We start from the raw sequence: 25983 nt of genomic DNA, 5'->3' as shown, positions 1-25983 counted from the left end.
CTCCCAGGCTCAGCTTTGCTGAGCTACCGAGAGGCTCAAAAGATCTGCCTGAACCCAGGTGTCGGACTTGTCCCCACGCAGATCGGCATAAAGCGCACGTCCGCGCCGAAGGGCGGGGCGCTCCCAGAGGTCGCGAAGCCAGCGCGCCATGTGCGGCTTGTCCTCAAGTGTCTGCTCCTGTCCTTCCCAGAGCGAGGCCCAGCCCCAGATCGCCATGTCGGCGATGGAATAGAAGTCGCCCGCGACATAGCGGTACTCGGCCAGGCGCCGGTCAAGAACCCCGTAGAGACGGGCAACCTCGCCGCGGTAGCGGTCCTTGGCATAGGCAATGTTTTCGGGGGCGTATTTCAGAAAGTGATGCGCCTGCCCGGCCATGGGGCCGACGCCGCCCATCTGCCACATGAGCCATTCGTCGACCGCGATCCTGTCACGTTCGGATGCCCCGTAGAAACGGCCCGTCTTGCGCGCGAGATACATCAGGATGGCGCCGCTTTCGAACACCGAAACCGGCGCGCCGCCGGGGCCGTCAGGGTCGGCGATGGCGGGCATGCGGTTGTTGGGGGCAATGTTCAGGAAATCGGGGGCGAACTGGTCGCCCTGTCCGATATTGATCAGGTGCGTTTCATAGGGCAGGCCCATTTCTTCAAGGGCGATGGAGACTTTCCATCCGTTCGGGGTGGGCCAGTAATAAAGGTCGATCCGGTCTGTCATGGGCGTGCTCCTGTTGCGGCGGCCATGATGCCGGTTTCGGCCAGAGGGGCAAGGAAAAGCCGGGGTGCCGAGGGGAGTATGTCGGGCGGCAAAGGGTTTGCAGCTGTGCCAGCGGCAGGCGCGCGGGGTCGTGGATCAGACTGCGATAGAAGGGGAACACGCCGGGGCGCAGGTAGGTGGACCAGTGACAGACCATGCGGCGGCGCGGGGCGATGGGAAAACCGAGCGTGGCGAGGTGGTCAAGGGTGCGGCGGTCGTCAAGGCGCAGGGTGACAGCGTTGGGCGCGCTCAGCCCGCGCCCCAGAAGCCGGTCCCGCCGTTGCAGGAGCCGCGCGAACAGGTAGTCATAAGGGGCGTTTTCGCGGCTCGAGATATTGAAGAGTTCCGCGCCGCTGCCCGCAGGAGATGCCAGCGCGCGGATGGCATCACGTTCAAAGGCCGCCGCGTTCAGCAGGATCACCCGCCCGACCGCCCCGGCAGGCGCATGCGGCAGGGCGCGCAGCGCGAGGAACCCCCCCATGGAATGGGCGATGAGATGAACCGGGCGGTGCGGTTCGAGGCGCTGCAGGGTGGCGATCAGCCCGGCAAGGGCGCGGCTGGCGCGCATGGCGGCCTTCAGCGCCTGTTTCAGGCTGCCGCGGGCGGTCCAGCCAAAGGCGATACCGACCCCTTGGCTGTCAAAGCCGAGATGGCGGGGCCAGCTCAGCGCCTTTCGGTGGGCCGTGTCCTGAAGTGACAGGATATGAAGGTGCGGGCAATGGGCCGGGTCGGCGGGTTGAAAACGGAAACCGTGGATCATGATGGCGATGGGGCCGGGTGTGGCAAGCACGCGCCGCAGAGTCGGCTCAAGCCCCTGTCCCGCGCCATGCAGCCTGGGCGTGCGGCCATCGGCATTGATCCGTATGAGTGCCATTGGGCGACTCCCCTACATCTTGTGTGCGGTATTCAGAATGTTTGTGTATCTGGCGTGAAAATCGGGTTTCAGGACCGTGACGGTGTTGACGTGCAACACCTTGGCGCGCTAATCGATCGGTGTGGCGATTTGTTACCGGATTGCGGGCCACGTAAAACATGCCGCTAAAGAGGTCAGGAAGAAGGAGCCCCCTTTCGCTTGGCCGAAACGGGGCTTTTTTGTTGGGCGACTGGAGCCGCCCGGGAGATATGGAAATGAGTGACTGGAACACACGCACCAAGCTGGTCCACGGCGGCACGCGCCGCAGCCAGTATAACGAGGTGAGCGAGGCGATCTTCCTGACACAGGGGTTCGTTTACGAGAGTGCCGAACAGGCCGAGGCGCGGTTTATCGAAGCCGGGCCGGACGAGTTCATCTATGCCCGTTATGGCAACCCCACGGTGGCCATGTTCGAAGAGCGGATTGCACTTCTGGAAGGGGCCGAGGATGCCTTTGCCACGGCGAGTGGCATGGCGGCGGTCAACGGCGCGCTGACCTCGATGCTGAAGGCCGGGGATCACGTGGTTTCGGCCAAGGCGCTGTTCGGGTCGTGCCTTTATATCCTTGAAGACATTCTGACCCGTTACGGCGTCGAGGTCACGTTCGTCGACGGCACCGATCTGGACGCGTGGCGTGCGGCGGTGCGCCCCGACACCAGGGCGGTGTTCTTTGAAAGCATGTCCAACCCGACGCTCGAGGTGATCGACGTGGCCGGTGTGGCCGAGATTGCCCATGGCGTAGGCGCCAAGGTGGTGGTGGACAACGTGTTCTCGACCCCTGTTTTCTCGAACGCAATTGCGCAAGGGGCGGATGCGGTGATCTATTCCGCAACCAAGCATATCGACGGGCAGGGGCGCACGCTGGGGGGCGTGATCCTTGGTACGAAGGAGTTCATCCGCAAGACGGTGGAACCCTACATGAAGCATACCGGGGGCAGCATGTCGCCGTTCAACGCGTGGGTGTTGCTCAAGGGGCTCGAGACCATCGACCTGCGGGTGCGCGCGCAGGCGGCCAGCGCACAGGCGATTGCCGAAGCGCTGGAGGGGCACGCGGCGCTGGAACGGGTGCTTTATCCGGGGCTGAAGACCCATGCGCAGAACGCGCTGGTGCAGACGCAGCTCGGGGGCAAGGGCGGTACGGTGCTGTCGCTGGACATCAAGGGCGGGCAGGCGGCGGCGTTTCGTTTCCTGAACGCGCTGAACGTGGCGGTGATTTCCAACAACCTTGGCGACGCGAAGTCGATTGCCACCCACCCCGCGACGACCACGCACCAGCGGCTATCGGACGATCAGAAAGATGAGTTGGGAATCACGCCGGGATTGGTGCGGTTCTCGGTGGGGCTGGAAGACACGGACGATCTGATCGGGGATGTGATGCAGGCTTTGGCGGCGGCGCAGGGATAGGCGCGCCGCCTGAAGAAAAGGGGGAAGGGGGCGCTGCCCCCGCCGCAGCAAGCTGCGGCTCCCCCGGGATATTTTTGGCAAAAGGAAGATCAAGGGGGCGTTCCCTCTCTGTTTCGCCTTGCTATTCCTGGAGAAGGGCAAGAGATCCTGAATGATCCGGGGCGTCGTTTTTGACGTAGGAGTCTTCGAGATTGGTAATCTTGCCGGGCTTTGCTTACATTAGACTGGCGACAGGACGCGAAACGAAAGGCACCCCGCCGATGAACATGCAGACGCCCAAAGGCTCCGACAGCTTGTCCCGTGATGACGCACGCGAGGCGCTTGAGCGCCTGCGCGCTTGGGCGGCACAGGCGACGGTGACGGAAATTGCGGAGCTGGATCCGGCGGTGGCGCGGCTTTTGCCGGACCAGCCGTTGTCGAACTATCCCGACCTGTCGCGGGATTATCCGGAAGATTTCGAGGTGGATGCCGCTTATCGCGCCAGCCTGCCGGATTTGCAGAACGGGCCAAGCAGCCTGATCAAGGGCGAGAAGCAGCAGATCCAGCATGTGGGCATTTCAAACTTTCGCCTGCCGATCCGGTTTCACACGCGTGACAATGGCGATATCACGCTGGAAACCAGCGTCACCGGAACGGTGAGTCTTGAGGCCGACAAGAAGGGCATCAACATGTCCCGGATCATGCGGTCCTTCTACAAACACGCGGAAAAGACGTTCAGTTTCGAGGTGATGGAAGCGGCGCTGGCCGATTACATCACTGACCTGGAAAGCTTTGATGCGCGGCTTCAGATGCGGTTCAGCTATCCGATGAAGATCGACTCGTTGCGGTCCGGGTTGCAGGGGTACCAGTATTACGACATCGCGCTGGAGAAGGTCCAGATGAACGGAGAACTGCATAAAGTGATGCATCTCGACTATGTCTATTCGTCGACCTGCCCCTGTTCGCTTGAGTTGAGCGAACATGCGCGCATGGCGCGCGGCCAGCTTGCGACGCCGCATTCGCAGCGCTCTGTGGCGCGGATTTCGGTTGAGATCGTTGGGGAGGACTGCCTGTGGTTCGAAGACCTGATTGACCTTGCGCGGGCGGCGGTGCCGACGGAAACGCAGGTGATGGTCAAGCGGGAGGACGAGCAGGCCTTTGCGGAACTCAATGCGGCCAACCCGATTTTTGTCGAGGATGCGGCGCGGCTGTTTTGCGAGCAGCTCAAGAACGATCCGCGGATCGGGGATTTCCGGGTGATTGCCAGCCACCAGGAGAGCCTGCACAGTCATGATGCGGTGTCGGTGCTGACCGAGGGGCCGTTTTTTGCGGGTCAGAGCCTTGATCCCAAGCTGTTCACGACGCTGTTCCACGTCGGGTAAGGCTCGCGCGCGTGCGGCAGGGGGGCAACACCGCCGTTGCCGTATGGCTGGGCGCGGCCCGCGCAGGTGCGGTATTGCTGTAAACTGAGCCCGTGGGAGGAAACCGAAGACGTTGCGAACGGAGGTTTCCAATGAACGGCGACGATTTCGAGATCCATGTCTCATCAAGCCGGATGCTCAGGCGGATGGACCTTTTCCTTGCGTCGCAGGGGATGGGGTTCAATGCCGGAACCGAGCGGCGGCGGCGTCTGCATGACGCCTTTGCGCTGGATGCGCTCAGCGATTGCCAGTTGGCCTATCTCGGTCTGACGCGCGACCAGATTCCGGCCTATGTCTTTGCGGATTTGCTGGGGTGAGGGCGCGCGGGGCGGTTGATCCTGCTTGACAGGGGCGGATGGGCAAGCCAACGCTGCGGCCATGTTTGACCTGCGTCCTGTCGGATATGTGATCGGCCTTCTGGTGGCCATGCTGGGTATGACCATGCTGCTGCCGATGGCGGTGGATCTCATGGATGGAACCGAGCATTGGTCGACGTTTTTCATCAGCGCGGTGATCACGCTTCTGTCCGGCGGGCTGGTGTCCCTGTCCTGTCATAACGGGCGGGGAAGCGGGCTGAGCCTGCAGCAGACCTTTCTTCTGACCACCGGCGTCTGGGTGGCGCTGCCGGTCTTCGGGGCGATGCCGTTCATGCTGGGGGCCACCGAGGCGCGGATTGTGGACGCGGTGTTCGAGGCGATGTCGGGGTTGACCACGACCGGGTCCACCGTGTTTTCCGGGCTGGATGATCTGCCGCGCGGCATGTTGTTGTGGCGCGGGTTGCTGCAATGGCTGGGCGGGATCGGGATCATTGTGGTCGCGATGGTGTTCCTGCCCGAGCTGCGGGTTGGCGGGATGCAGATCTTCCGGTCGGAAGCCTTTGACACGATGGGGAAAATTCTGCCCCGCGCGACGGCGATTTCGGCGCAGATATCGGTGATCTATGTCGGGCTGACGCTGGCCTGCCTGACGACCTATGCCTTGATGGGGATGCCCGTTTTCGATGCGGTCGTTCACGCGCTGACAACGGTGTCCACCGGCGGGTTTTCAACGCGGGATGCCTCGTTCGGGGCGTTTTCCGGCCCGATGGAATATGCGGCCTCGGTGTTCATGATCCTCGCGGCGTTGCCCTTTGTGCGCTATGTCCAGATGGTCAACGGGCAGTCGCGGCCCCTGTTGCGGGACAGTCAGGTGCATGTCTTCCTGATCACGATCGGGGTGCTCGTGCTGTTGTTCACGGTGGTTCTGACCCGGATTTTCCCGCATCACTGGGAACAGTCGTTCCGCGAAGCCCTGTTCAATATCACTTCGATCATTTCCGGAACCGGCTATGCCAGCGTCGACTACATGAACTGGGGCGGGTTCATCATCACGATGTTCTTTTTCATTGGGCTGATTGGTGGCTGCGCGGGGTCGACGGCCTGTTCGGTCAAGATTTTCCGCTACCAGCTTCTGTTTTCCGCGATCAAGGTGCAGCTGCGCAAGATCCAGCATCCCAGTGGCGTCTTCACCACGCGTTACCAGGGGCGGCGGGTGGATGAAGACGTGCTGAGCTCGGTGATGACATTTTTCGTGTTCTTCACGGTGAGCCTTGGTGTCCTGGCGGTGGCGTTGAGCATGACGGGGCTTGATTTCGTGACGGCGATTTCGGGGGCGGCGACGGCGATTGCGAATATCGGTCCCGGATTGGGGGATATCATCGGCCCGGCCGGGAATTTCTCGACGCTGAATGATTTGGCCAAGTGGCTGCTGGTGATCGGAATGCTGATCGGGCGGCTGGAGTTGCTGGCGGTCTACGTATTGTTCACGGTTCAGTTCTGGAGGGCGTGATGGTCGAGGAAACGCGGGCGCCGTTGGGGGCGCAGATTTCGCATATGCTCAAGGCGCGCGGCGTGGATGTGATCTTTGGCATTCCCGGCGTGCACAATGTCGAGTTGTATCGAGGCATTGAAGAAGCCGGGATCACGCATGTACTGGCGCGTCATGAGCAGGGCGCGGGGTTCATGGCGGATGGCTATGCGCGGGCCAGCGGCAAGCCGGGGGTGGCCTATGTGATCACTGGGCCGGGCCTGTGCAATATCATGACGCCTATGGGGCAGGCCTTTTCCGACAGCGTGCCGGTGCTGGTGATCTCATCCTGTCTGGATGAGGTGGCGGCGACGCGCGGGCAGCTGCACCAGATGCTGGATCAGCAGGGCGCGGCGGCTTGCGTGTGTGACTGGTCCGAGGAGGCGCGCAGTGCGGAGGCGGCCTATGGGCTGATCGACCGTGCGCTGGTGGAATTCGCGGCGCGCCGCGCGCGGCCCAAGCATATCCAGGTGCCGATTGGGGTGCTCGGAAGCCTGGCCGCGCCTGCGCCGAAAGGGCCGCCGGGCTGGGGCGAGGCGCATGGGGTGCCGGATGCCGGAGACATGCGCGGGATCGTGCAGGATCTGGTTCAGGCGTGCAAACCCTTGTTCATCTTTGGCGGGGGCATGGCGGCGCACGGGATGGGCGGCGCGCGGCTGGTGCGCGATCTTGTGGCGGAAAGCGGCGCGGCGGCGTTCATGACCTATGCCGGGGGTGGTTTGCTGACGCCGGATGATCCGATGAGCTTTGGCTGTTACCTTGGGCGACCGGAAAGTGCGCGGATCATTGGCGAGGCTGATCTGGTGATCGCGATTAGCACGGAACTGTCTGAAAACGATCTGTGGCGGGACGAACTGGGCCATCGCGGGACATTGGTGCGGGTGGATATCGACCCGGAAGTGCTGGCCGACCGGCACCGGGCCGGGATCACGGTGCAGGCGGATGCCTATCTGTTTGTCAAAGCGCTGTTGGATTTGCTGGAGGCGCCGCAGCCCGCCAGGTGGGACGCGGGTGAGATTGCCGCCGCGAAGGCACGGTTCCGGGCCGAGGCGGATGCGGAGCGTCCGGGGATTGTGCCGCTGTGTGCGGCTTTGGCCGAAGTGATGCCGGAAGATGCGATGGTGTTTTCGGACATGACCCAGTTTGCCTACGTCGCCAAGGAGGTCTGGGACATGGCCAGACCGAACATGTGGCACCACCCCACGGGGTTTGGCACGCTGGGCTATGCTTTGCCTGCCGCGATTGGCGGGGCGATGGCGCGGCGCGGGTTTCCGACGGTCTGTATCGCGGGGGATTACGGGTTCCAGTACACGGTGCAGGAGCTTGGTGCGGCGGTGGAGATGAAATTGCCGATCCCGATCCTGCTCTGGGACAATGGCAAGCTCAAGGAGATCGAGGACAGCATGACCGCCAGCCAGATCGCGCCCAATGCGGTTGAAGCGGTGAACCCGGATTTCTGCAAGCTGGCGGAAGCCTATGGGTGTTTGTCCGAAGCGCCGCAGGACGTGGCGGCGTTGCAGGAGGCGGTGCTGGCGGCGTTTGCGGCGGATCGTCCGACGCTCATTCGTATGACGCCGGAGCTGGCGAGGGGGTAGGGGGCGTTGCCCCCATCGCGGCAGAGCCGCGATTCCCCCAGAGTATTTCTGGCAAAATGAAGAAGGGCGCCCGGTGTGAGGGGCGCCCTATTGTTTTTTTTGTTGGAGGCGTCAGTCGGCCCAACAGCTCACGAGGACGGTCATGCCGGAGGCCAGCCGGGTTATGTCCTCGGGGGCCATGGCGCCGGAGACGTCGCTGGTGGTGGCGCGGATGCCTTCCTGTTCCAGCAGGGCGCGGATGGCATCGGCGTTGACCGCGAAGCTCACATTGTCGGGGAGCTGTTGCGCGCTGCCGGATGCGCGCGGCAGGAGCATGCCGAAGACCGCGCCGCCCGCATCGAACACGGGGCCACCGGCATCGCCGGGTTGGGCCGCCAGCGCGAGGCGGGCGAGTTCCTGTTCGCCAGCGAGGCCCTTGATATCGGCCAGTTGGCCGAAGGTCATGGTGGGCGCGCCGAGCATACCTTCGTAGGAATAGCCCGAAACCGCCACGTCCGATTTCAGCAACGGCACGCCGAGGCGCAGGCTGGCCACGCTCATCGGGGCCAGCGCGCTTTGCGGTTCGAGAATCGCGACGCCGAGGGTGGAATCGATCGTCGCCACGGTGGCCTCGTAATCCTCTTCCAGCGTGATCCGGGTACAGTTCTGCACCGCCTCGGCGGTGGTGACGACGCGGCCGGTCGGGTCAATGAAGAACCCCGAGCGCGACAGGCGGGGTTTGCGGATCTGCAGGCCAGCGATCAGGTCGATATCCTGCGTCGGATTGCTGCCCGCCGCGGGATCGAGAATGCCGTCGATGCGCGCGAGGCTGTCCTGCATTTCGGTCAGGATGCGGGTGCGGCGCTCTTCGTCTCCGGCGGGCCAGACCAGGGTGAAGCCCTTGATCTCGCCATCCTTGAGCACGACCTCGGTATGCGAGACGATGTCGGCGCCTTCCCCGATTAGCAGGAAGCCGCGGTCCTTGCGGTCGCGCTTGCCGTTGAGGGGCACGATTTCCAGCGTCTGCATGATGTCATAGAGGCCAAAGAGCGTGGTCTGGTCGCCCGCCTGGCTGATCAACAGGACCTTGGCCGGGATGTCGCTAGTGGCGTCATATTGCACGAACGGGTATTCGGTGGTCGCCTTGGCAACGACACCCAGCGGCAGCATGATTTCGATCCCGGCGTCAAAGTCGCTGACCAGTTGCAGGTTCATGCCCTTGAGCACGGCGTTATACTGATCCAGCAGCATCTGGCGCTGCATCGTGGTGAGAACGCCGGTTTCCTCGAAATTGTTGTCGCGCTGCCAAGCGGCCATGGAGGCACGGGTGCCACGCCCGAAGGCGCCGTCGATGGCGGATGCGTAATAGCCGGCCCATTTCAGCAGTTCCTGCAGTTCCATGCGCTCGTCACGGGTCAGGCGGGCTTCGCTGGCGCGGGCTTCGCGCGGGGTTTCATCGGCGACCTGGGGCGCGGGCGGCTGGGCGGGCGCCACGCTGGGGGCGGTGCCGGTCGGCGTGTTGGGCGCGGCAGCGGCGGTTTGCGCCGCAAGCTGGTTGGCGCCCACCGGCCAGAACTGGCTGCGGTAGCTGCCCGCGGTGGAAATGTAGCTGTCGATCGGGATCAGGCCCTCGGAGCGGTAGACCTGCAGCACGGATTCCGCATCGCGGCGCTGATAGGGGCCAAGCGCGATGGCGTACCAGCCGCCGCCAAGAGAAAATCCGTTCACGTCCTGCATCCGTTCGCCATAGGCGCGGATGCGTTCTTCGGCGACGGTCAGGCTGGGTTGGGCCTCGAGCTGGACCCAGACAAGTTCGTCATCGGCGGATTGGGAGAAAGCGGCGGTGGTGAAGAAGAAAGCGGAGAGAAACAGCGACAGTAGTACGCGCAACATCTTTGGAAAGGCCCCTGAAATGCAAATAGGTGTCTTGGTTGGACCTGTTTAGCAGGTTCACGCCGTCTTGCATCCCCATTTTGAGGCTTCGTGCAATTGACCCCGTCTTTGCATCCGCATAAGCAAGAGCCGCGTTTCCAAGGGGCAGAGCCATGGCATCAAAAGACAGCAAACCGCGCAGTTTCCAGGAGATCATCCTGCGGCTTCAGGCATACTGGGCCGAGAAGGGCTGTGCCGTCATGCAACCTTATGACATGGAAGTCGGCGCCGGGACGTTCCACCCGGCCACGACCCTGCGGTCGCTGGGCAGCAAACCCTGGGCCGCGGCCTATGTGCAGCCGTCGCGCCGTCCGACCGACGGGCGCTATGGCGAGAACCCGAACCGGTTGCAGCATTATTACCAGTACCAGGTTCTGATCAAACCCAGCCCGCCGGATCTTCAGGCGCTGTATCTCGGCTCGCTTGAGGCGATCGGGATCGACATGGAGCTGCATGATATCCGCTTTGTCGAGGATGACTGGGAAAGCCCGACGCTGGGCGCGTGGGGGCTTGGCTGGGAAGTTTGGTGTGACGGTATGGAAGTCAGCCAGTTCACCTATTTCCAACAGGTCGGCGGGCATGACTGTCACCCGGTTTCGGGCGAGCTGACCTATGGGCTTGAACGGCTGGCGATGTATGTTCTGGGTGTGGATCACGTGATGGACATGCCGTTCAACGCACCGGACGCGCCGATTGCGCTGTCTTATGGGGACGTGTTCAAACAGACCGAGCAGGAATACAGCCGCTGGAACTTTGACGTGGCCAATACCGAGGTGCTTTTGAAGCAGTTCGAGGAGGCCGAGGCAGAGTGCGAAAAGATTCTGGCGCAGGAGCATGTCGACCCGAAAACCGGCAAGCGCATCATCATGGCGCATCCGGCATACGATCAGTGCATCAAGGCGTCCCACTTGTTCAACCTTCTGGACGCGCGCGGGGTGATCTCGGTCACCGAGCGGCAAGCCTATATCGGGCGGGTGCGGGCGCTGGCCAAGCAATGCGCCGACGCCTTTGTGCTGACCGAGGCCGGGGGGCACGCGGCGTGAACGGAAAACTGCTGGCGGGGTTTATTGTCGTGGTCGCTTTCATTGCTGGCATCGCCATGTATTACCTGCAGGTTTATGCCTATTACGATGCCGTTCCGGCGTCGGGCACGGATGACGTGCAATTGACCGTGATGGCCAGCGGTCAGCCCGAGCCGATTCTCTATGAAAACTTCGAGGCGATTGACTCGGAGAGTTCCCCGATCCGGTATCGGGCCTGTTTCACCACGTCGATGAGTTCCGGCCTGCTGACCGAAACCTATGAAGCCTATGAACGCCCCGAGCCGCTTGTGGCGCCGGGGTGGTTTGACTGTTTTGATGCCAAGGAAATCGGTTATGCCCTGGAAGAGGGCGAGGCGCTGGCGTTTTTGGGCACTGAGAACGTGGTTTACGGCGTGGATCGCGTGATCGCGATCCTGCCGGATGGGCGCGGTTTCGCGTGGCATCAGATCAACCGCTGTGGCGAGGTCGTGTTTGACGGCAAGCCCGCGCCCGAGGGCTGTCCGCCCGCGCCGGAGAGCTGATGGGTGGCTGAGCCGGTCATCATAAACGACTTTCTGACCGCGACCTTCGGGTTCGCGGTCTTTCTGCTGGGGGCTCGGCTGACCCGCAAGGTAGTGTTCCTGCGCGAGTTCAATATTCCTGAACCGGTGTCGGGCGGGTTGCTCGCCGCAGGTCTGTTTGCGCTTTACATGCAGGTAAGCGGGCAGGATCTTGAGTTCTCGATGCAGGGGCGCGACCTGTTCCTGATCCTGTTTTTCACCTCGATCGGGTTGAATGCACGTCTTGGCGATCTCGTCGCCGGGGGCAAGCCGCTGGCGATCCTGCTGGTGCTGACGGTGCTGATGATCGTGGCACAGAACGGGATTGGCGTCGTCGGGGCGCTTTACTTTGACCTGCCGGTGCCGGCAGGGGTGATGCTGGGATCGGCGGCGCTGATCGGGGGGCATGGCACTGCCATTGCATGGGCGCCCGAGGTGGTGCGCGCGACCGGGTTGACCGATATGCCCGAGATCGGGATCGCGATGGCGACGCTCGGGTTGATCGTGGCGGCGCTGATCGGGGGACCGATTGCCAAGCTGCTGATTGCCCGTTTCGACCTGACCCCGCGCCGTCCCGACGAGGAGACAACCGTGGGCCTGCCTTTTGACAAGGAAGGCCATGTGCGGCCCATCACCCATATCAGCCTGATGCGGGTGATGCTGGCGCTGAACCTTGCGATCATCCTTGGCCATGCGCTGGGCGAGGTGATCGAGGCCGCCGGGCTGATGTTGCCGACCTTTGTGCCCTGTCTGATCATGGGGATTGTTGTGGGCAACGTGTCCCCCGTGCTGTTTCCGAAGATGGCGCCGATTTCGCGGACGCCGTCGCTGGCGGTGATTTCGGATTTTGCGCTGGGGGCGTTTCTTGCCATTTCGCTGATGACGCTGGATTTCGCGACCCTGCGCGGCGTTGGCTGGAGCATTGCGTTGGTATTGGCCTGCCAGACGGTCATGACGTTCCTGTTCGTCCGCTACATCCTGTTTCCGGTTCTGGGGCGCGGGTATCGCGCCGCCGTGCTGGCCGCCGGGTTCGCCGGGTTTTCGCTCGGGGCCACCCCCACCGCCATCGCCAATATGACCGCCGTGACCAAGCGTTATGGGCCGTCGCCCATCGCCTTTGTGGTTTTGCCGCTTGTCTCGGCTTTTTTCGTGGATATCGCCAATGCGATTGTCATACAGACAATCGTGAACTTCTAAGGACCTGTCATGCCTGATCTGCTGATCGAACTGTTTTCCGAGGAAATCCCCGCACGTATGCAGGCGCGGGCTGCTGAAGACCTGAAGAAACGTGTGACGGATGGTCTGGTCGAGGCGGGGCTGACCTATGCCGGGGCGCATGGGTTTTCGACGCCGCGCCGTCTGACGCTGGCGCTTGAGGGGCTGCTGGCCGAAAGCCCGACCGTCAAGGAAGAGCGCAAGGGGCCGAAAGTGGGCGCGCCGGACAAGGCGATCGAAGGCTTCCTGCGCGGCGCTGGCGTAGCGCGCGAGGATCTGGAAGAGCGCGACACCCCCAAGGGGGCGGTTTATTTTGCCACCATCACCAAGCCGGGGCGTCCGGCGGCTGAGATCGTGGCCGAGGTTCTGGAAGACACGATCCGCAATTTCCCCTGGCCCAAGTCGATGCGCTGGGGCGCGGGAAGCCTGCGCTGGGTGCGTCCGCTGCATTCGATCCTGTGCATTCTCAGCGACGAGGCAGGGGCCGAGGTGGTGCCGCTGGAGATCGACGGGATCACCGCGGGTGATACGACCGAAGGGCACCGTTTCATGGGCGCAGGACGGTTTGCCGTCACCGGGTTCGAGGATTACGAGGTCAAGCTCAAGCGCGACAAGGTGATCCTGAGCGCCGAGGAGCGGGGCGAGCATATCTGGCATGACGCGACCAACATGGCCTTTGCCCAAGGGCTTGAGGTGGTCGAGGACAAGGGGCTTCTGGCCGAGGTGGCGGGGCTGGTGGAATGGCCCGTGGTTCTGATGGGCGATATTGCCGAGGATTTCCTTGGGCTGCCGGCCGAAGTGCTGCAGACCTCGATGAAGGAGCACCAGAAGTTCTTTTCGGTGAAGAACCCCAAGACGGGCCGGATCGAGAAGTTCATCACCGTGGCCAACCGCGAGACCGCCGATCATGGCGCGACCATTCTGGCGGGCAACCAGAAGGTGCTGTTTGCACGGCTGTCGGATGCGAAATTCTTCTGGGAGAACGATCTGCGCATTGCCAAGCTGGACATGACGGTCTGGAGCAACGACCTTGAAAACGTGACCTTCCACAACAAGCTGGGCACGCAGGCCGCGCGGATTGACCGGATCGCCGCGCTTGCGGGTGAACTGGCGGGCGTGACCGGTGCCGACGCAGGCCGCGCGAAGGATGCCGCCCATCTGGCCAAGGCCGATCTGAGTTCGCAGATGGTCTATGAGTTCCCCGAGTTGCAGGGCCTGATGGGGCGCTATTACATCGAGGCCGCAGGCATGCCCGCAGAGGTGGCCGCCGTGGCGCAGGAGCATTATTCGCCGCTGGGCCCGTCAGATGATGTGCCCACCGCGCCCTTGTCGGTTACGGTGGCGCTGGCGGACAAGCTGGATACGCTGACCGGGTTCTGGGCGATCGACGAAAAGCCGACCGGCTCGAAAGACCCGTTTGCCTTGCGTCGCGCGGCGCTGGGGGTGATCCGGTTGGTGCTGGAAAACGATCTGCGCCTGTCGCTGGATCGCTACTTTGATGGCCAGTTGCTGCGTCACGAGATTGCACAGAATGGCGATGATGCCGTGTCGCGTGGGTTGATGACGGATATGATGGCGGAAGTGGCAGATCATGGCGTCTTTGGTGCTGCGGTGCGTACCGTGCTGGATGCGTTTGATGGCGACCTGCCTGAGCATATGGAAGAGTTGAAGAGCCGTCTGCCGGACACGTCGCGCGATTTGCTGGGGTTCTTCCATGACCGCCTGAAAGTCTACCTGCGCGATCAGGGCATTCGCCATGACGTGATTGACGCCTGTATCGCGATGCCGGGCAATGATGACCTGACGCTGCTGGTGAAGCGCGCGCGGGCGTTGCAGGACTTCATGAGCACTGAAGATGGCGAGAACCTGTTGCAGGGATTCAAGCGGGCCAACAACATCCTGAGCCAGGCCGAGGAAAAGGACGGGGTGGAATATTCCTTTGGGGCGGATGTGAAATTTGCCGAGGATGAGAGCGAAAAGGCGCTGTTTGCGGCGCTTGACGGGGCGGAGGGCGCGATCTCTTCGGCCATCGAGGCCGAAGATTTCGCATCGGCCATGGGGACCATGGCCTCTCTGCGCGCCCCGATTGATGCGTTCTTTGAAGCGGTGCAGGTGAACAGTGATAACGAAACCGTGCGGCGCAACCGTCTGAACCTGTTGTCGCGTATTCGCACGATTTGCCTTGGGGCCGCCGACCTGACCCGCGTCGAGGGGTGATCACCTGACGCAGTCGGGCGAGGCAAGCTTTCGCTTGCCTCGTTCCAGTTGGCGCGTATGCTGCGGTTTCAAAGAAAGGTGCCGCAGTGCAGCAAAACGACCCCGATATCACCCTGATCACACAGGATGCGCCTGTGAGCGTCGCCAATCATGGCGGGCGGGCAAAATGCCTGCAGCGCCTCGTGCGGCTGGACCTGCCTGTGCCGGTGACGGTGGCGCTGAGTTTTGACGAGGTACATCGGATTGCGACCGGCGAAACGCCGGAGATGGCGCGTATCCTTGCGCCTTTTGCCTCGGAACAATTGTTGTGTGTGCGCCCGTCTTCGGAAGATCCCGACTGGGGTGGGCCGGGGGCGGTGTTGAACATCGGCATGAACGACGCCCGCCTTGAGGCGCTGGGCAAGCGGATTGGCGAAAAGGCGGCGGCGCGGCTGTATGTGAAGTTCATCCAGTCCTATTCGACGCATGTCGCGCGGCTTGACCCGGATATTTTTGACGATCTGGATATGAACGCCCCCGACGTGGTGGCACAGTTCCTGGAAGCCTATGAGGACGAGGCAGAGGAGCCGTTTCCGCAGGAACGTGGGCAGCAGCTTGTGGGCGTGTTGCGGTCAATGGCGCGGGCCTGGGAGGGCACAACCGCACGCCTGTTGCGCATGGCCAAGGGCGCGCCGGCGGATGCGGGGCTTGGGCTGGTGGTGCAGTCGATGGTTCTGGGTGTCGGGCAGGGCGAATGCGGTTCGGGCGTGTTGCAGCTGGTCAATGGCGACACGGGCCTGCCGCAGATCACGGGACGATACCTGAGCCAGAGTCAGGGGCGGGATGCGTTGCAGACCGGGGCAGAGGCGCTGTACCTCGAAAGGGATGCGCGTGGCGCGTCGCTGGAGGAAGAGGCTCCCGAGGCGTTTGAACAGCTCAAGGCCCATGCGGCAGTGATGCGCATAAAGCTGCGCGAAGAGATGCAGTGCGAATTCGCGATCGACAGCGGCGAGGTGCATATTCTTGACGGTGTGCGTGTGCAGCGCACGGCGCGGGCGGCGGTGCGGATCGCGGTGTCGCTGGCCAATGACGGGATCATCCCGCGCGAGGAAGCGGTGATGCGCATCGAGCCACGCGCCCTTAATGAGCTTTTGCACCGCCAGATCGACCCCAACGCCAAGCGCGACGTGATCGGCGCGGGCGTGGCGGCCAGCCCCGGCGCGGCCACGGGCAAGATCGTCTTTACCGCCGCCGAAGCGCAGGCCAGCGCGGCGCGCGGCGAAGCCTGTGTGTTGGTGCGCCGGGAAACCAACCCGGAAGACATTCGCGGCATGCACGCGGCGAGTGCGGCGCTGACGGAACGGGGCGGGATCACCAGCCACGCCGCCGTGATCGGGCGCGGGCTTGGCCTGCCTTGCGTGGTGGGCGCGTCACAGATGCGGTTCCATACCCGCAAGCGGCGGCTGGTGGCGCCGGATGGACGGGTGTTCCGCGAGGGCGACGTGATCACGGTGGACGGCACCAACGGCCAGATCCTTGCCGGAGAGGCGCCGATGGTCGAGGCGGCACTGGATGATGCGTTCCAGGCGCTGATGAACTGGGCCGATGATGTGCGCGACATCGACGTGCGCGCCAATGCCGATACGCCCGACGATGCGCGCACGGCGCTGAATTTCAAGGCGCAGGGGATCGGGCTGTGCCGGACCGAGCACATGTTCTTTGAGGCGGACCGGCTAACTGCCATCCGCGAGATGATCTTTGCCGACGGTTCGGAGGATCGCCGCGCCGCGTTGCAGCAGATTTTGCCGTTGCAGCGTAACTCGATTGCTGAACTGTTCCGCATCATGGAGGGGCGTCCGGTCTGTGTGCGCCTGTTCGATCCGCCCTTGCACGAGTTCCTGCCGACCGACCGCGCCGGGCTGCGGGACCTGGCCGAGGCACTGAACCTGCCGTTGTCGGACGTGACGCGCCGGGTGGAGGCGCTGGGCGAGTACAACCCGATGCTGGGGATGCGGGGCGTGCGGCTTGGGATCACGGTGCCGGAAATCTACGACATGCAGGCGCGCGCCATTTTCGAGGCGATGCTGATGGTGACGGAAGACGGCGCGCCGATCGTGCCCGAGATCATGATCCCGCTGGTGTCGGCCAAGCGTGAAGTGGAACTGGTCAAGACCCGCATCGACGCGGTGGCCGCTGCCGTGCGTACCGAGAAGGGGCGTGACTTCGACTATCGGCTGGGCGTGATGGTGGAAACACCGCGCGCCGCGCTCCGGGCAGAGGATATTGCGCCGCACTGTGACTTTTTCAGCTTCGGCACCAACGACCTCACGCAGATGACTTATGGCCTGTCGCGCGATGATGCGGGGCGCTTCATGTCGCCCTATGTGCAGCAGGGCGTTTTCCCGGAAGATCCGTTCCATACGCTGGATCGCGAGGGGGTGGGTGAGCTGCTTCGGCTGGGGGCAGAACGGGGGCGCAAGGCGCGGCCCGAGTTGACGCTGTCGGTGTGCGGCGAACACGGGGGCAGCCCCGAATCAATCGCCTTCTGTCGCGAGATCGGAATGAACTATGTGTCCTGTTCGCCGTTCCGCGTACCGGTTGCGCGTTTGGCCGCAGCACAGTTCGCGATTCAGGACAAAATCTCATAAAATAAGACTTTTTTGAGGCTTTTGCTTGACATCGGCGTGTCTTGTCGGAAGCGCCGAAAGGCGACCGACTGGACGATTTTGGACAATTCGGCTAAGAGGGCGCCAGTTTCGGACGGGGAGGGTCCGGTCTGGAAACGATTTTGAGGTCGCTATGCGTAAGTTTTTTGCTGCCGTTCTTGTTTTTTCTCTGACGTCCGGAGTGGCGATGGCCGAGGCGCCTGCCGACAACCGGGACGACGCGACGCTGCCCAAGCGCGTGGCGTTGTTTGATGGAAAGAAGCTTCGTGATTTCTTTGCGCCGAAGTCTGAAAAGCTGACCGAGCAGGTGAGCTATTCGCGTGCTTGGATCGACACGCTGCCGCCGGTGGCCAAGAAGGAACGCGACACGGAATGGCAGTGCCTTTCGGAGGCGCTTTATTTCGAGGCGCGCGGCGAGAGCATCAAGGGACAGTTCGCGGTGGCCGAGGTCATCATGAACCGCGCCGAGCATGGCGCGTTTCCTGACAGCATCTGTGGCGTGATCAACCAGGGTACGGCGAGCGGGCGCAAATACCAGTGCCAGTTCACCTACAACTGTGACGGGGTGAAGAACCGCATCCACGAAAAGGCCGCTTATGAGCGCGTGGGCAAGGTGGCCCGGCTGTTGATCGACGGCGCGCCCAAGGTGTTGACGGAAGGGGCAACCCACTATCACACCAAGGCCGTGAGCCCGTCCTGGTCGCGCAAGTTCAAGCGGACCGCGACCATCGGCGTGCACCATTTCTACCGGATGCCGACCCGCATTTCCCAGAATTAGGCCGATCTCAGGCTGCGCAGTCACCCGCCAGTGACGCGTTTCGCCGCTGGTTTGCCGTCTTGGGCTTTGTTAAAGGCCAAGCAAGCGCCTAGTCTGGGCGTTGCCCGATACCAACAGGAGCGGCGCCATGACCAATGAAATCCGCCTCGCATTTGCGCACCCGTCCGAACGGTCCGAAGCCACTTCTGGCCCCGATCCGCTGGACCGGATTTCCCTGCGCGACCATATCGTCGAGGTAGACATCGGAGCGTTCCAGCAGGAGCGCGGCCAGATGCAGCGTGTCTGTTTCAACGTCGTGGTCGAGGTGCGTCCGTTGTCCGGGGCGGTCGAGGACGATGTGGACCGCATCCTGTCTTATGACCGTGTGACCGAGGCGATCGCCCATGAACTGGCCGCCGAGCGGCTCAATCTTCTGGAAACGCTGGCCGAGCGCGTTGCCGAACGCATCCTTCATGAGCCACAGGCGATGCGGGTGTTCGTGCGGATCGAAAAGCTGGACCGGGGGCCGGGGGCGCTTGGGGTGGAGATCGTGCGCAGCCGCAAGACATCATTGGCCCCCGTCGAGGAGGCCGCCGAGGATGAGGCCCCCCATCCGCGGGTTGTGTTCCTGTCCAACGAGGCAATCACGTCGCCGTACCTTACGGGTTGGATTGACCAGCTGGAACGGGACGGCGTGCCGGTGATCTTTTGCGTCGGGGCCGGCGATTCGCCCGCGCCGCGTACCGGCCATGCCATGACCCAGCGGCGGATCGACCTGCTGACGATCGAGCAGAACGCCTGGGTGCTGGCCTCGAAAGACCCGCGCTGTGTGGTGGTGAACACCCGGACCGAGCTGGACTGGGCGATGAAGAATGGGCAGTTCTGTGTCTGGGCGCCGTCCAAGATCGTGCTGGATGCGGTGGATGGCCCGTCGGCACAGCCGCACGACGCGGTGGCGCTGGGCATCTGGTTTGCCGAGCTGGTGCAGGCGCGGCGGTTCTGGACCGTCGGCGCGAACCCGCCGGAGCACGCGAATATCCCCGTGCGGGCCGTGGCTGTGGACGCCGAGCAGTTCTGAGCGCTTGCCTTTCGGCTGGCAATTGCGCATTCAGCAATCATGACGGATTATTTTCGTGCGATCCCCCAGACCGATGCCGCGCGTCCGGAAGGCGCTTTGGTGCTTGCAGGGGGCTGGTGTTGGTTTACTCATGTTGAACATTTGCGGCGCGGCGCGCCGCCCGAGGTGATTTCTGCGCGCGACGTGCCCGAGGACGTGCTGGCGGCGATGACCGCCCCGCGATCCAAGCTGGGGCGGGTGCGTATGGACCGCCCCCAGATCATGGGCATCCTGAACGTGACCCCGGACAGTTTCTCGGATGGTGGCGCACATGTCGGACCGGCCCGAGGGCTGGCCCATGCGCGGGTCATGGTCGATGCCGGGGCAAGCCTTATTGACGTCGGAGGCGAATCCACGCGCCCCGGCGCGATGGAAGTGCCTCCCGAGGCCGAGATTGCCCGCACCGCGCCGGTAATCGCCGCGATTTCCAACGTGTTGCAGGTGCCGATCAGCATCGACACGCGCAAGGCCGTGGTGGCGCGGGCCGCGCTGGACGAAGGGGCATTTCTTGTCAATGACGTGTCCGGCTTCACATTCGACCCGGCGCTGAAAACGCTGTGCGTGGAGCGTGCGGTGCCGATCTGCGTCATGCATGCGCAGGGCGATCCGGAGACCATGCAGGCCGACCCGCGCTATGACGACGTGCTTCTGGATGTGTACGATTTTCTGGCTGCCCAGGTTAGCATGCTGACCGGGCTGGGCATACCGCGTGACCAGATCCTTGTTGATCCCGGCATCGGCTTTGGCAAGCGGATCGAGCACAACCTTGCCCTGCTTGCGCGCCTGAGCCTGTTTCACAGCCTTGGCTGCCCGATACTGCTCGGGGCATCGCGCAAGGGGTTCATCGGCAAGATCGGGAATGCGCCGGAGGCCGATCAGAGGGCGCCGGGATCTGTGGCCGTCGCGCTGGAAGGGTTCGCGCAGGGAGCGCAGGTTGTGCGGGTGCATGATGTGGCCGAAACACGGCAGGCCCTGCAGTTGTGGCAGGCAGTGACGACAGGAGAGTATCATGGTGCGTAAGTTTTTTGGTACGGACGGGGTGCGCGGCACAGCGAACCAGCATCCGATGACTGCGGAGATGGCATTGCGCATCGGCGCTGCCGTGGGGCGGTATTTCCGCAATGACGGGACCAACCAGCATCGCGTGGTGATTGGCAAGGATACGCGCCTTTCCGGATATATGTTTGAGAACGCGCTGACGGCGGGTCTCACGAGCACGGGGATGAACGTGCTGTTGCTGGGGCCGGTCCCGACACCCGCGGTGGGTCTGTTGACCAATTCCATGCGTGCGGATCTGGGGGTCATGATCTCGGCCAGCCATAACCCGGCGGAAGACAATGGCATCAAGTTTTTCGGACCGGATGGTTTCAAGCTTTCGGACGAGGCCGAGCTGGAAATCGAACGGCTGATCGAAGAAGGGGTCGAACCGGTGCATGCCCAGAATATCGGGCGTGCAAAACGGATCGACGACGGGCGGTTCCGGTATATCGAGCGGGTCAAAAGCTCATTGCCGCGCGCGCTGCCGCTTACGGGGATCAAGGTGGTGATCGACTGCGCCAACGGGGCGGCCTATCGCGCGGCTCCCGAAGCGCTCTGGGAGCTTGGCGCGGACGTCATTCCGGTTGGCACGTCGCCGAATGGTCTGAACATCAACAAGAATTGCGGCTCGACCAAGCCGCAAACCGCCAGCGAAGCCGTTGTGGCGCATGGCGCGGATGTGGGGATCTGCCTGGATGGTGATGCGGACCGCGTCATGATCATCGACGAAACCGGCAAGGTGGCCGATGGCGATCAGATCATGGCAGTGCTGGCATCACGTTGGGCCGCCGAAGGGCGGCTCAAGGGGGAAGCATTGGTTGCGACCGTGATGTCGAACCTCGGGCTTGAGCGGTATCTCGAAGGGCGTGGATTGCGGCTTGAGCGGACGGCGGTCGGAGACCGTTACGTGGTCGAAGCGATGCGCAAGGGGGGCTACAACCTTGGTGGGGAGCAGTCGGGCCATATCGTGATGACCGACTATGCCACGACCGGGGATGGCCTGATGGCGGGCTTGCAGTTCCTCGCGGCCATGGTGGGGACCGGGCAGAAGGCGTCCGAGCTTGCCCATGTTTTCGAAGCTGTGCCGCAAATGCTCAAGAACGTGCGGTATCAAGTCGGGCAGGCGCCGCTGGAGATGGATGCGGTCAAGTCGGCGATCGCCGATGCCGAGGCTGCGTTGACCGGGAAGGGGCGGCTGTTGATCCGCAAGTCCGGCACGGAGCCGTTGATCCGGGTTATGGCGGAATGCGAGGATTCCGTGTTGCTGGAGCAGGCCGTCGATGGTGTGGTGGATGCGGTGAGCGCGGCGGTTGCGGGCTGATCAGCCTGCGCCGAACAGGCGTTTCAGCGCGCCGTACTGGCTCAGCCCGACGCCAGCAAGGATCAGCAAGGTGGCCCAGAGCAGCGAGGGCTGCACGGGTTCGGCAAGGAAGACCGCCCCGAGCAGGACCGACCAGAGCGGCACCATGTAGTTGGTCAGGCTCATGAAGACCGGCCCGGCGCTGCGGATCACGACATTGCGCAAAAGGTTCGCGCCCGCGGTGGGGACAAGCCCCAGCAACACGACGTAGAACAGCCCCTGGGCCGCCGGGATTTCCGGCAGGCCATGGTTGATGAGCGCCATGGGCACAACGAGGCCCATGCCGAAGACCAGCGTGATCGCCGAAAGGCCCACGGCGTCGATCGGGGGCAGGCGGCGCATGACGATTGACGACACAGAATAGCAGCAGGCCGCCCCGAGACAGGCGAAACGGCCCACGGTTTCCAGAGCGTTACCCGAGCTTTGAAAGGCACCGGGGCCGATCAGGACCAGAACACCAATGAAACCGATGACAAAGCCGATGGTGCGGCGCAGGGTCATGCGCTCGCCGGGGATGAAGACATGCGCCAGCGGCAGGGTGATCAGTGCGACCGCCGCCATGGAGACCCCGGCAAATCCCGAGGTCACGAATTGCTGGGCAAAGGACAGGAGCATGAAGGGAATGGCAACACTCAGCAGAGAGACCAGCCCGAGGGCGCGCCAATCGGTTTCCTCTGACGTAAACAGGCGCCCGCCGAGTGCCTGCCAGAGGGCCACGGTCAGGACGGCGGCAAAGCTGATGCGTCCAGCGGCCACCCAGAGCGGGGGCAGGTAGCCCAGCGCCAGTTTCTGCACCATGAAGGTGCCGCCCCAGATCACGCCAAGCGCAGCGACCATGAGCCAGCTTTGGGGGGTGATGTCAGGGGATTGCGTCATGGAATGTCCTTAAGGCAATTGACCCCGGCGCGGGGGCCGGGGTCAATCGTTTTCGTCAGATGAAACTCTTGCTGCGGGAAGGCCCCGCGCGCAATCAGTTCTTTTCTTTGTCGACCATTTTGCCAGCCGAGATCCACGGCATCATGCCGCGCAGTTTCTCGCCGGTGGCTTCGATCTGGTGCTCGTCATTGTGACGGCGGGCCGCCTTGATGGTGGGCTGACCCACGGCATTTTCAAGCATGAAGTCGCGCACGAATTTGCCCTGCTGAATGTCGGTGAGGACGTCCTTCATGGCTTTCTTGGTCTGCTCGTAGGGCAGGATGCGCGGGCCGGTGACGTACTGGCCATACTCGGCAGTGTTCGAGATCGAGTAGTCCATGTTGGCGATGCCGCCTTCGTAGATCAGGTCCACGATCAGTTTCACTTCGTGCAGGCACTCAAAATAGGCCATTTCCGGTGCGTAGCCGGCTTCGACCAGGGTTTCGAAACCGCAGCGGATCAGTTCCACGAGGCCACCGCAGAGAACGGCCTGCTCACCGAACAGGTCGGTTTCACACTCTTCGCGGAAATTGGTTTCGATGATGCCCGAGCGCCCGCCGCCGATGGCAGAGCAATAGGACAGGCCGATTTCCAGCGCCTTGCCGGTTGCGTCGCGGTCAACAGCCACGAGGCAGGGCACGCCGCCACCTTTGGTGTATTCGCCGCGCACGGTGTGGCCGGGGCCTTTGGGCGCCATCATGATAACGTCGACGCCGTCTTTGGGCTCGATCAGTCCGAAATGCACGTTCAGGCCGTGGGCAAAGGCAATCGCCGCGCCTTCGCGGATGTTGTCGTGCACGTATTTCTTGTAGGTCTCTGCCTGAAGTTCATCGGGCATGGTGAACATGATCAGGTCGCACCATGCGGCGGCTTCCGCGATGCCCATGACCTGCAGGCCTTCGCCTTCGGCTTTCTTGGCCGAGGGGCTGCCTTCGCGCAGGGCGACAACAACGTTCTTGGCACCCGAGTCGCGCAGGTTCAGCGCGTGGGCGTGGCCCTGCGAACCATAGCCGAGGATGGCCACTTTCATGTCCTTGATCAGGTTAATGTCGCAATCGCGATCGTAGTAAACGCGCATGTCGGCGCTCCCTCTTGTTTGATATCTCTGGGGGCGATCATAGGGCGCTGGCGGGGGAAGACGAGCGGTGTTCGGTGCGGTATTTGGGGAAATATTGCTCTGGCTATTCGTCAAAATTTAGTTTACCGCATGATTCATGCTTGATGACCTCGACAGGCGCATACTTCGCCACATGCAGGCCGACCCGCAGCAATCGATTCCCGATCTCGCGGACCGGCTCACGCTGACCACGTCGCGCCTGACCCGACGGATCGAGAAGCTGCGTGAAGCGGGCGTGTTGCGGGGGCAGCGGGCGGTGATCGACTGGCAGGCGTTGGGCTATGCTGTCGAAGTGAGTTTGCGGGTGACGCTGGACAAAACACAGGCACGTGCCTTTGACGATTTCATTGCCGCGGCACGGGACATTCCTGAGGTGCTCGAAATCCAGACCTTTCTCGGGCAGGTGGATGTGCGGCTTTCGGTGATTGCGCGGGACATGCCGCATTATCAGGAGATCTACCGCGCGCGTATCCTGACCCTGCCGCATATCGCAGATATTGAAGCGTTGATGCATGTGGCGCGGATCAAGTCGGACGAAAGCCTGCCGGTATGATCGAGCTGGACGAGATAGATCGCGGGCTTTTGCGCGCCCTGAGCGAAGATGCGACGCGCAACGCGGGCGCGCTGGGGCGGGCCTTTGGGCTAAGCCAGCCCGCGACGTGGCGGCGGATCAAGCGGTTGCAGGACAGCGGCGTCATTGCCGGGCGGCGGCTTGATCTGGACGCGGAGAAGCTGGGCTTTGGGGTGACGGTGTTTCTGGGCGTGAAGCTGGCCACCAAGGGGCGGATTTCGCTTGAAGACTTTGAGCGGGCAGTGACGGCGATTCCAGAGGTGCAGACGGTGGAGCATGTGCTGGGCATGTATGATTACCGGCTGCGGGTCACGGCGCGCGACATCCCGGATTTTGAACGGGTGCTCAGGCGGCGGATCATGACCCTGCCGGGCGTGGGTAATGTGGATGCAAATGTGCTGTTGAGCGAAGAACGCCGACCCGGGCCGCTTTGAGTCTTTGCAATGGCGCGCATTCGCGCTAGCCCTTGGGACAACAGACAAAGGAGTGTCCCATGGCGAGCGAGATTGATCCCGGCGGTTTGGACGAGTTCTCGGTGGTGTTCACCGACCGGTCCCTGAACCACATGTCAGCGGCGTTTCAGCAGGTGATGCTGGATATCAACGCGATGTTGAAAGAGGTCTACAACGCCGAGGCGGTGGCGCTGGTGCCCGGTGGCGGGACCTATGGCATGGAGGCAGTCGCGCGCCAGTTTGCGCGCGGGGCAAAAACGCTGGTGGTGCGCAATGGCTGGTTCTCCTATCGCTGGAGCCAGATTTTCGAGGCCGGGGGATTTGCCGCCGAAAGCACGGTGATGAAGGCGCGCCAGACCGGCAACGGAGCCACAGCGCCGTTTGCGCCGGCGCCGATTGACGAGGTTGTCGCCAAGATTCAAGAGGTTAAGCCGGATGTGGTCTTTGCCCCGCATGTCGAGACCAGCGCCGGGGTGATCCTGCCGGATGATTATATTGCAGCGATGGCGGCCGCGGCGCATGAGGTTGGCGCGCTGATGGTGCTCGACTGTATCGCGTCCGGCTGTGTCTGGGTGGATATGCAGGCGCTGGGGGTGGACGTATTGTGTTCCGCGCCGCAAAAGGGCTGGTCCGCCTCGCCGTCCGCCGGGTTGGTGATGATGTCGGCGCGGGCGCTGGAGCGCCTGGAGACGACGGAAAGCGACAGCTTTGCCATTGATCTCAAGAAATGGAGGTCGATCATGGCGGCCTATGAAGGGGGTAGCCACGCTTATCACGCGACCATGCCGACGGACGCGCTGCGCGCCTTCCGCGATACCATGCTGGAAACCCGCGACTATGGCTTTGACCGGCTGTGCGAAGCGCAGTGGGCCCTTGGCAATGGCGTGCGGCAGATGCTGAAGGAAAAAGGCATTCAATCAGTTGCCGCCGAAGGTTTCGGTGCGCCGGGGGTTGTGGTGAGCTATACCTCGGACCCGGGCGTTCAGAACGGTAGCAAATTCGCCGCCGAGGGCATGCAGATCGCCGCCGGGGTGCCGCTGGCCTGTGATGAACCTGAAGGATTCATGACCTTCCGTCTGGGCCTGTTCGGACTGGACAAGCTTTATGATGTGGACGGGACGATGGCGCGGCTGAAAACGGTGCTCGATAAGGTGCTGTAAGATCGCTCCCCAAACGCCCT

General features: G+C 62.9%; 22 protein-coding genes and 1 riboswitch. Of the genes, 17 read left to right on the top strand and 5 right to left on the bottom strand.

Annotated features, from left to right (window positions below; translation table 11 throughout):
* Positions 1 to 9: 9 nt before the first annotated feature.
* Together ACS3QZ_RS11335 and ACS3QZ_RS11330 are read right to left on the bottom strand one after the other, a co-directional pair.
* A complete protein-coding gene (locus tag ACS3QZ_RS11335; RefSeq protein WP_456037924.1) occupies positions 10 to 711 on the bottom strand; it encodes a glutathione S-transferase N-terminal domain-containing protein in 702 nt (233 codons plus the stop codon).
* Entirely contained in the window at positions 644 to 1624 is a 981-nt protein-coding gene (locus ACS3QZ_RS11330; RefSeq protein WP_456037923.1) for an alpha/beta hydrolase, read from the bottom strand. The genes ACS3QZ_RS11335 and ACS3QZ_RS11330 overlap by 68 nt, the downstream gene beginning before the upstream one ends.
* A 111-nt stretch (positions 1625 to 1735) precedes the next feature.
* Positions 1736 to 1813: riboswitch (SAM riboswitch) on the top strand.
* Between the two features lie 65 nt (positions 1814 to 1878).
* Between ACS3QZ_RS11330 and metZ the strand changes: the two genes are divergently transcribed.
* From metZ to ACS3QZ_RS11305, 5 genes are all read left to right on the top strand, one after another.
* Positions 1879 to 3066 carry an O-succinylhomoserine sulfhydrylase gene (gene metZ / locus ACS3QZ_RS11325; RefSeq protein ID WP_456037921.1) on the top strand — a complete coding sequence of 396 codons (1188 nt, stop codon included), beginning with the start codon at positions 1879 to 1881 and terminating at the stop codon, positions 3064 to 3066.
* Positions 3067 to 3326: 260 nt separating this feature from the next.
* Entirely contained in the window at positions 3327 to 4427 is a 1101-nt protein-coding gene (gene folE2 / locus ACS3QZ_RS11320) for a GTP cyclohydrolase FolE2 (protein ID WP_456037920.1), read from the top strand.
* Positions 4428 to 4558: 131 nt separating this feature from the next.
* Positions 4559 to 4783 carry a hypothetical protein gene (locus ACS3QZ_RS11315; RefSeq protein ID WP_456037918.1) on the top strand — a complete coding sequence of 75 codons (225 nt, stop codon included), beginning with the start codon at positions 4559 to 4561 and terminating at the stop codon, positions 4781 to 4783.
* A gap of 61 nt (positions 4784 to 4844) precedes the next feature.
* Positions 4845 to 6293 carry a TrkH family potassium uptake protein gene (locus tag ACS3QZ_RS11310; protein WP_456037916.1) on the top strand — a complete coding sequence of 483 codons (1449 nt, stop codon included), beginning with the start codon at positions 4845 to 4847 and terminating at the stop codon, positions 6291 to 6293.
* Positions 6293 to 7906, top strand: coding sequence for a thiamine pyrophosphate-binding protein (locus ACS3QZ_RS11305; RefSeq protein WP_456037915.1), 1614 nt, complete (start codon positions 6293 to 6295; stop codon positions 7904 to 7906). The genes ACS3QZ_RS11310 and ACS3QZ_RS11305 overlap by 1 nt, the downstream gene beginning before the upstream one ends.
* Positions 7907 to 8017: 111 nt before the next feature.
* Here ACS3QZ_RS11305 and ACS3QZ_RS11300 read toward each other — a convergent pair whose 3' ends face one another.
* Positions 8018 to 9778: a serine protease gene (locus ACS3QZ_RS11300; protein WP_456037914.1), complete on the bottom strand. Its 1761-nt coding sequence runs from the start codon at positions 9776 to 9778 to the stop codon at positions 8018 to 8020.
* Between the two features lie 152 nt (positions 9779 to 9930).
* Here ACS3QZ_RS11300 and ACS3QZ_RS11295 point away from each other — a divergent pair, with 152 nt between their 5' ends.
* From ACS3QZ_RS11295 to glmM, 9 genes are all read left to right on the top strand, one after another.
* On the top strand, positions 9931 to 10860 hold the full coding sequence (locus tag ACS3QZ_RS11295; protein WP_456037913.1) for a glycine--tRNA ligase subunit alpha: 930 nt from the start codon (positions 9931 to 9933) through the stop codon (positions 10858 to 10860).
* The gene (locus ACS3QZ_RS11290) at positions 10857 to 11381 is read left to right on the top strand and encodes a DUF6446 family protein (RefSeq protein ID WP_456037912.1); all 525 of its coding nucleotides are present in this window, start codon (positions 10857 to 10859) and stop codon (positions 11379 to 11381) included. The genes ACS3QZ_RS11295 and ACS3QZ_RS11290 overlap by 4 nt, the downstream gene beginning before the upstream one ends.
* A 3-nt stretch (positions 11382 to 11384) precedes the next feature.
* Positions 11385 to 12596 (top strand): sodium/glutamate symporter, encoded by a 1212-nt coding sequence (gltS, locus tag ACS3QZ_RS11285; protein ID WP_456037911.1) that lies wholly within the window; start codon positions 11385 to 11387, stop codon positions 12594 to 12596.
* Between the two features lie 9 nt (positions 12597 to 12605).
* A complete protein-coding gene (glyS, locus tag ACS3QZ_RS11280) occupies positions 12606 to 14831 on the top strand; it encodes a glycine--tRNA ligase subunit beta (RefSeq protein WP_456037910.1) in 2226 nt (741 codons plus the stop codon).
* An 86-nt stretch (positions 14832 to 14917) separates the two neighbouring features.
* Positions 14918 to 17458: a pyruvate, phosphate dikinase gene (gene ppdK, locus ACS3QZ_RS11275; RefSeq protein ID WP_456037909.1), complete on the top strand. Its 2541-nt coding sequence runs from the start codon at positions 14918 to 14920 to the stop codon at positions 17456 to 17458.
* 151 nt (positions 17459 to 17609) lie between these two features.
* Positions 17610 to 18254: a cell wall hydrolase gene (locus ACS3QZ_RS11270; RefSeq protein WP_456037908.1), complete on the top strand. Its 645-nt coding sequence runs from the start codon at positions 17610 to 17612 to the stop codon at positions 18252 to 18254.
* A 127-nt stretch (positions 18255 to 18381) separates the two neighbouring features.
* Positions 18382 to 19311: a dihydroneopterin aldolase gene (locus ACS3QZ_RS11265; protein WP_456037907.1), complete on the top strand. Its 930-nt coding sequence runs from the start codon at positions 18382 to 18384 to the stop codon at positions 19309 to 19311.
* Between the two features lie 39 nt (positions 19312 to 19350).
* The gene (gene folP, locus ACS3QZ_RS11260) at positions 19351 to 20370 is read left to right on the top strand and encodes a dihydropteroate synthase (RefSeq protein WP_456037906.1); all 1020 of its coding nucleotides are present in this window, start codon (positions 19351 to 19353) and stop codon (positions 20368 to 20370) included.
* Positions 20360 to 21709: a phosphoglucosamine mutase gene (glmM, locus tag ACS3QZ_RS11255; RefSeq protein ID WP_456037905.1), complete on the top strand. Its 1350-nt coding sequence runs from the start codon at positions 20360 to 20362 to the stop codon at positions 21707 to 21709. Before folP ends, glmM begins: the two co-directional genes overlap by 11 nt.
* Here glmM and ACS3QZ_RS11250 read toward each other — a convergent pair whose 3' ends face one another.
* Both ACS3QZ_RS11250 and ilvC read right to left on the bottom strand, forming a co-directional pair.
* Positions 21710 to 22624: a DMT family transporter gene (locus ACS3QZ_RS11250; protein WP_456037904.1), complete on the bottom strand. Its 915-nt coding sequence runs from the start codon at positions 22622 to 22624 to the stop codon at positions 21710 to 21712.
* 94 nt (positions 22625 to 22718) lie between these two features.
* On the bottom strand, positions 22719 to 23741 hold the full coding sequence (gene ilvC / locus ACS3QZ_RS11245; RefSeq protein ID WP_093091130.1) for a ketol-acid reductoisomerase: 1023 nt from the start codon (positions 23739 to 23741) through the stop codon (positions 22719 to 22721).
* 136 nt (positions 23742 to 23877) lie between these two features.
* Between ilvC and ACS3QZ_RS11240 the strand changes: the two genes are divergently transcribed.
* From ACS3QZ_RS11240 to ACS3QZ_RS11230, 3 genes are read left to right on the top strand one after another with little or no spacing between them, the layout of a single operon-like run.
* Positions 23878 to 24333, top strand: a complete 456-nt coding sequence (locus ACS3QZ_RS11240; RefSeq protein WP_456037903.1) for an Lrp/AsnC family transcriptional regulator — start codon at positions 23878 to 23880, stop codon at positions 24331 to 24333.
* Positions 24330 to 24785, top strand: coding sequence for an Lrp/AsnC family transcriptional regulator (locus ACS3QZ_RS11235; RefSeq protein WP_456037902.1), 456 nt, complete (start codon positions 24330 to 24332; stop codon positions 24783 to 24785). The genes ACS3QZ_RS11240 and ACS3QZ_RS11235 overlap by 4 nt, the downstream gene beginning before the upstream one ends.
* A 59-nt stretch (positions 24786 to 24844) precedes the next feature.
* Entirely contained in the window at positions 24845 to 25963 is a 1119-nt protein-coding gene (locus tag ACS3QZ_RS11230) for an aminotransferase class V-fold PLP-dependent enzyme (protein ID WP_456037901.1), read from the top strand.
* The last annotated feature ends 20 nt before the right edge of the window (positions 25964 to 25983 follow it).

It is taken from the genome of Shimia sp. W99, from assembly GCF_053851455.3.
Note: the sequence above shows the minus strand (reverse complement) of the source record. Positions and strands in the feature narration are given on the sequence as shown.

What these genes read in the sequence shown, in the direction of transcription:
- ACS3QZ_RS11310 (WP_456037916.1), top strand. Translation starts at nt 4,845, where the DNA reads ATGTTTGACCTGCGTCCTGTCGGATATGTGATCGGCCTTCTGGTGGCC.
- folP (WP_456037906.1), top strand. Translation starts at nt 19,351, where the DNA reads ATGACGGATTATTTTCGTGCGATCCCCCAGACCGATGCCGCGCGTCCG.
- ACS3QZ_RS11315 (WP_456037918.1), top strand. Translation starts at nt 4,559, where the DNA reads ATGAACGGCGACGATTTCGAGATCCATGTCTCATCAAGCCGGATGCTC.
- ACS3QZ_RS11250 (WP_456037904.1), bottom strand. Translation starts at nt 22,624, where the DNA reads ATGACGCAATCCCCTGACATCACCCCCCAAAGCTGGCTCATGGTCGCT.
- ilvC (WP_093091130.1), bottom strand. Translation starts at nt 23,741, where the DNA reads ATGCGCGTTTACTACGATCGCGATTGCGACATTAACCTGATCAAGGAC.
- ACS3QZ_RS11335 (WP_456037924.1), bottom strand. Translation starts at nt 711, where the DNA reads ATGACAGACCGGATCGACCTTTATTACTGGCCCACCCCGAACGGATGG.
- ACS3QZ_RS11270 (WP_456037908.1), top strand. Translation starts at nt 17,610, where the DNA reads ATGCGTAAGTTTTTTGCTGCCGTTCTTGTTTTTTCTCTGACGTCCGGA.
- ACS3QZ_RS11330 (WP_456037923.1), bottom strand. Translation starts at nt 1,624, where the DNA reads ATGGCACTCATACGGATCAATGCCGATGGCCGCACGCCCAGGCTGCAT.
- ACS3QZ_RS11265 (WP_456037907.1), top strand. Translation starts at nt 18,382, where the DNA reads ATGACCAATGAAATCCGCCTCGCATTTGCGCACCCGTCCGAACGGTCC.
- ACS3QZ_RS11295 (WP_456037913.1), top strand. Translation starts at nt 9,931, where the DNA reads ATGGCATCAAAAGACAGCAAACCGCGCAGTTTCCAGGAGATCATCCTG.
- glyS (WP_456037910.1), top strand. Translation starts at nt 12,606, where the DNA reads ATGCCTGATCTGCTGATCGAACTGTTTTCCGAGGAAATCCCCGCACGT.
- ACS3QZ_RS11230 (WP_456037901.1), top strand. Translation starts at nt 24,845, where the DNA reads ATGGCGAGCGAGATTGATCCCGGCGGTTTGGACGAGTTCTCGGTGGTG.
- folE2 (WP_456037920.1), top strand. Translation starts at nt 3,327, where the DNA reads ATGAACATGCAGACGCCCAAAGGCTCCGACAGCTTGTCCCGTGATGAC.
- ACS3QZ_RS11240 (WP_456037903.1), top strand. Translation starts at nt 23,878, where the DNA reads ATGCTTGATGACCTCGACAGGCGCATACTTCGCCACATGCAGGCCGAC.
- ACS3QZ_RS11305 (WP_456037915.1), top strand. Translation starts at nt 6,293, where the DNA reads ATGGTCGAGGAAACGCGGGCGCCGTTGGGGGCGCAGATTTCGCATATG.
- ACS3QZ_RS11235 (WP_456037902.1), top strand. Translation starts at nt 24,330, where the DNA reads ATGATCGAGCTGGACGAGATAGATCGCGGGCTTTTGCGCGCCCTGAGC.
- glmM (WP_456037905.1), top strand. Translation starts at nt 20,360, where the DNA reads ATGGTGCGTAAGTTTTTTGGTACGGACGGGGTGCGCGGCACAGCGAAC.
- metZ (WP_456037921.1), top strand. Translation starts at nt 1,879, where the DNA reads ATGAGTGACTGGAACACACGCACCAAGCTGGTCCACGGCGGCACGCGC.
- ACS3QZ_RS11300 (WP_456037914.1), bottom strand. Translation starts at nt 9,778, where the DNA reads ATGTTGCGCGTACTACTGTCGCTGTTTCTCTCCGCTTTCTTCTTCACC.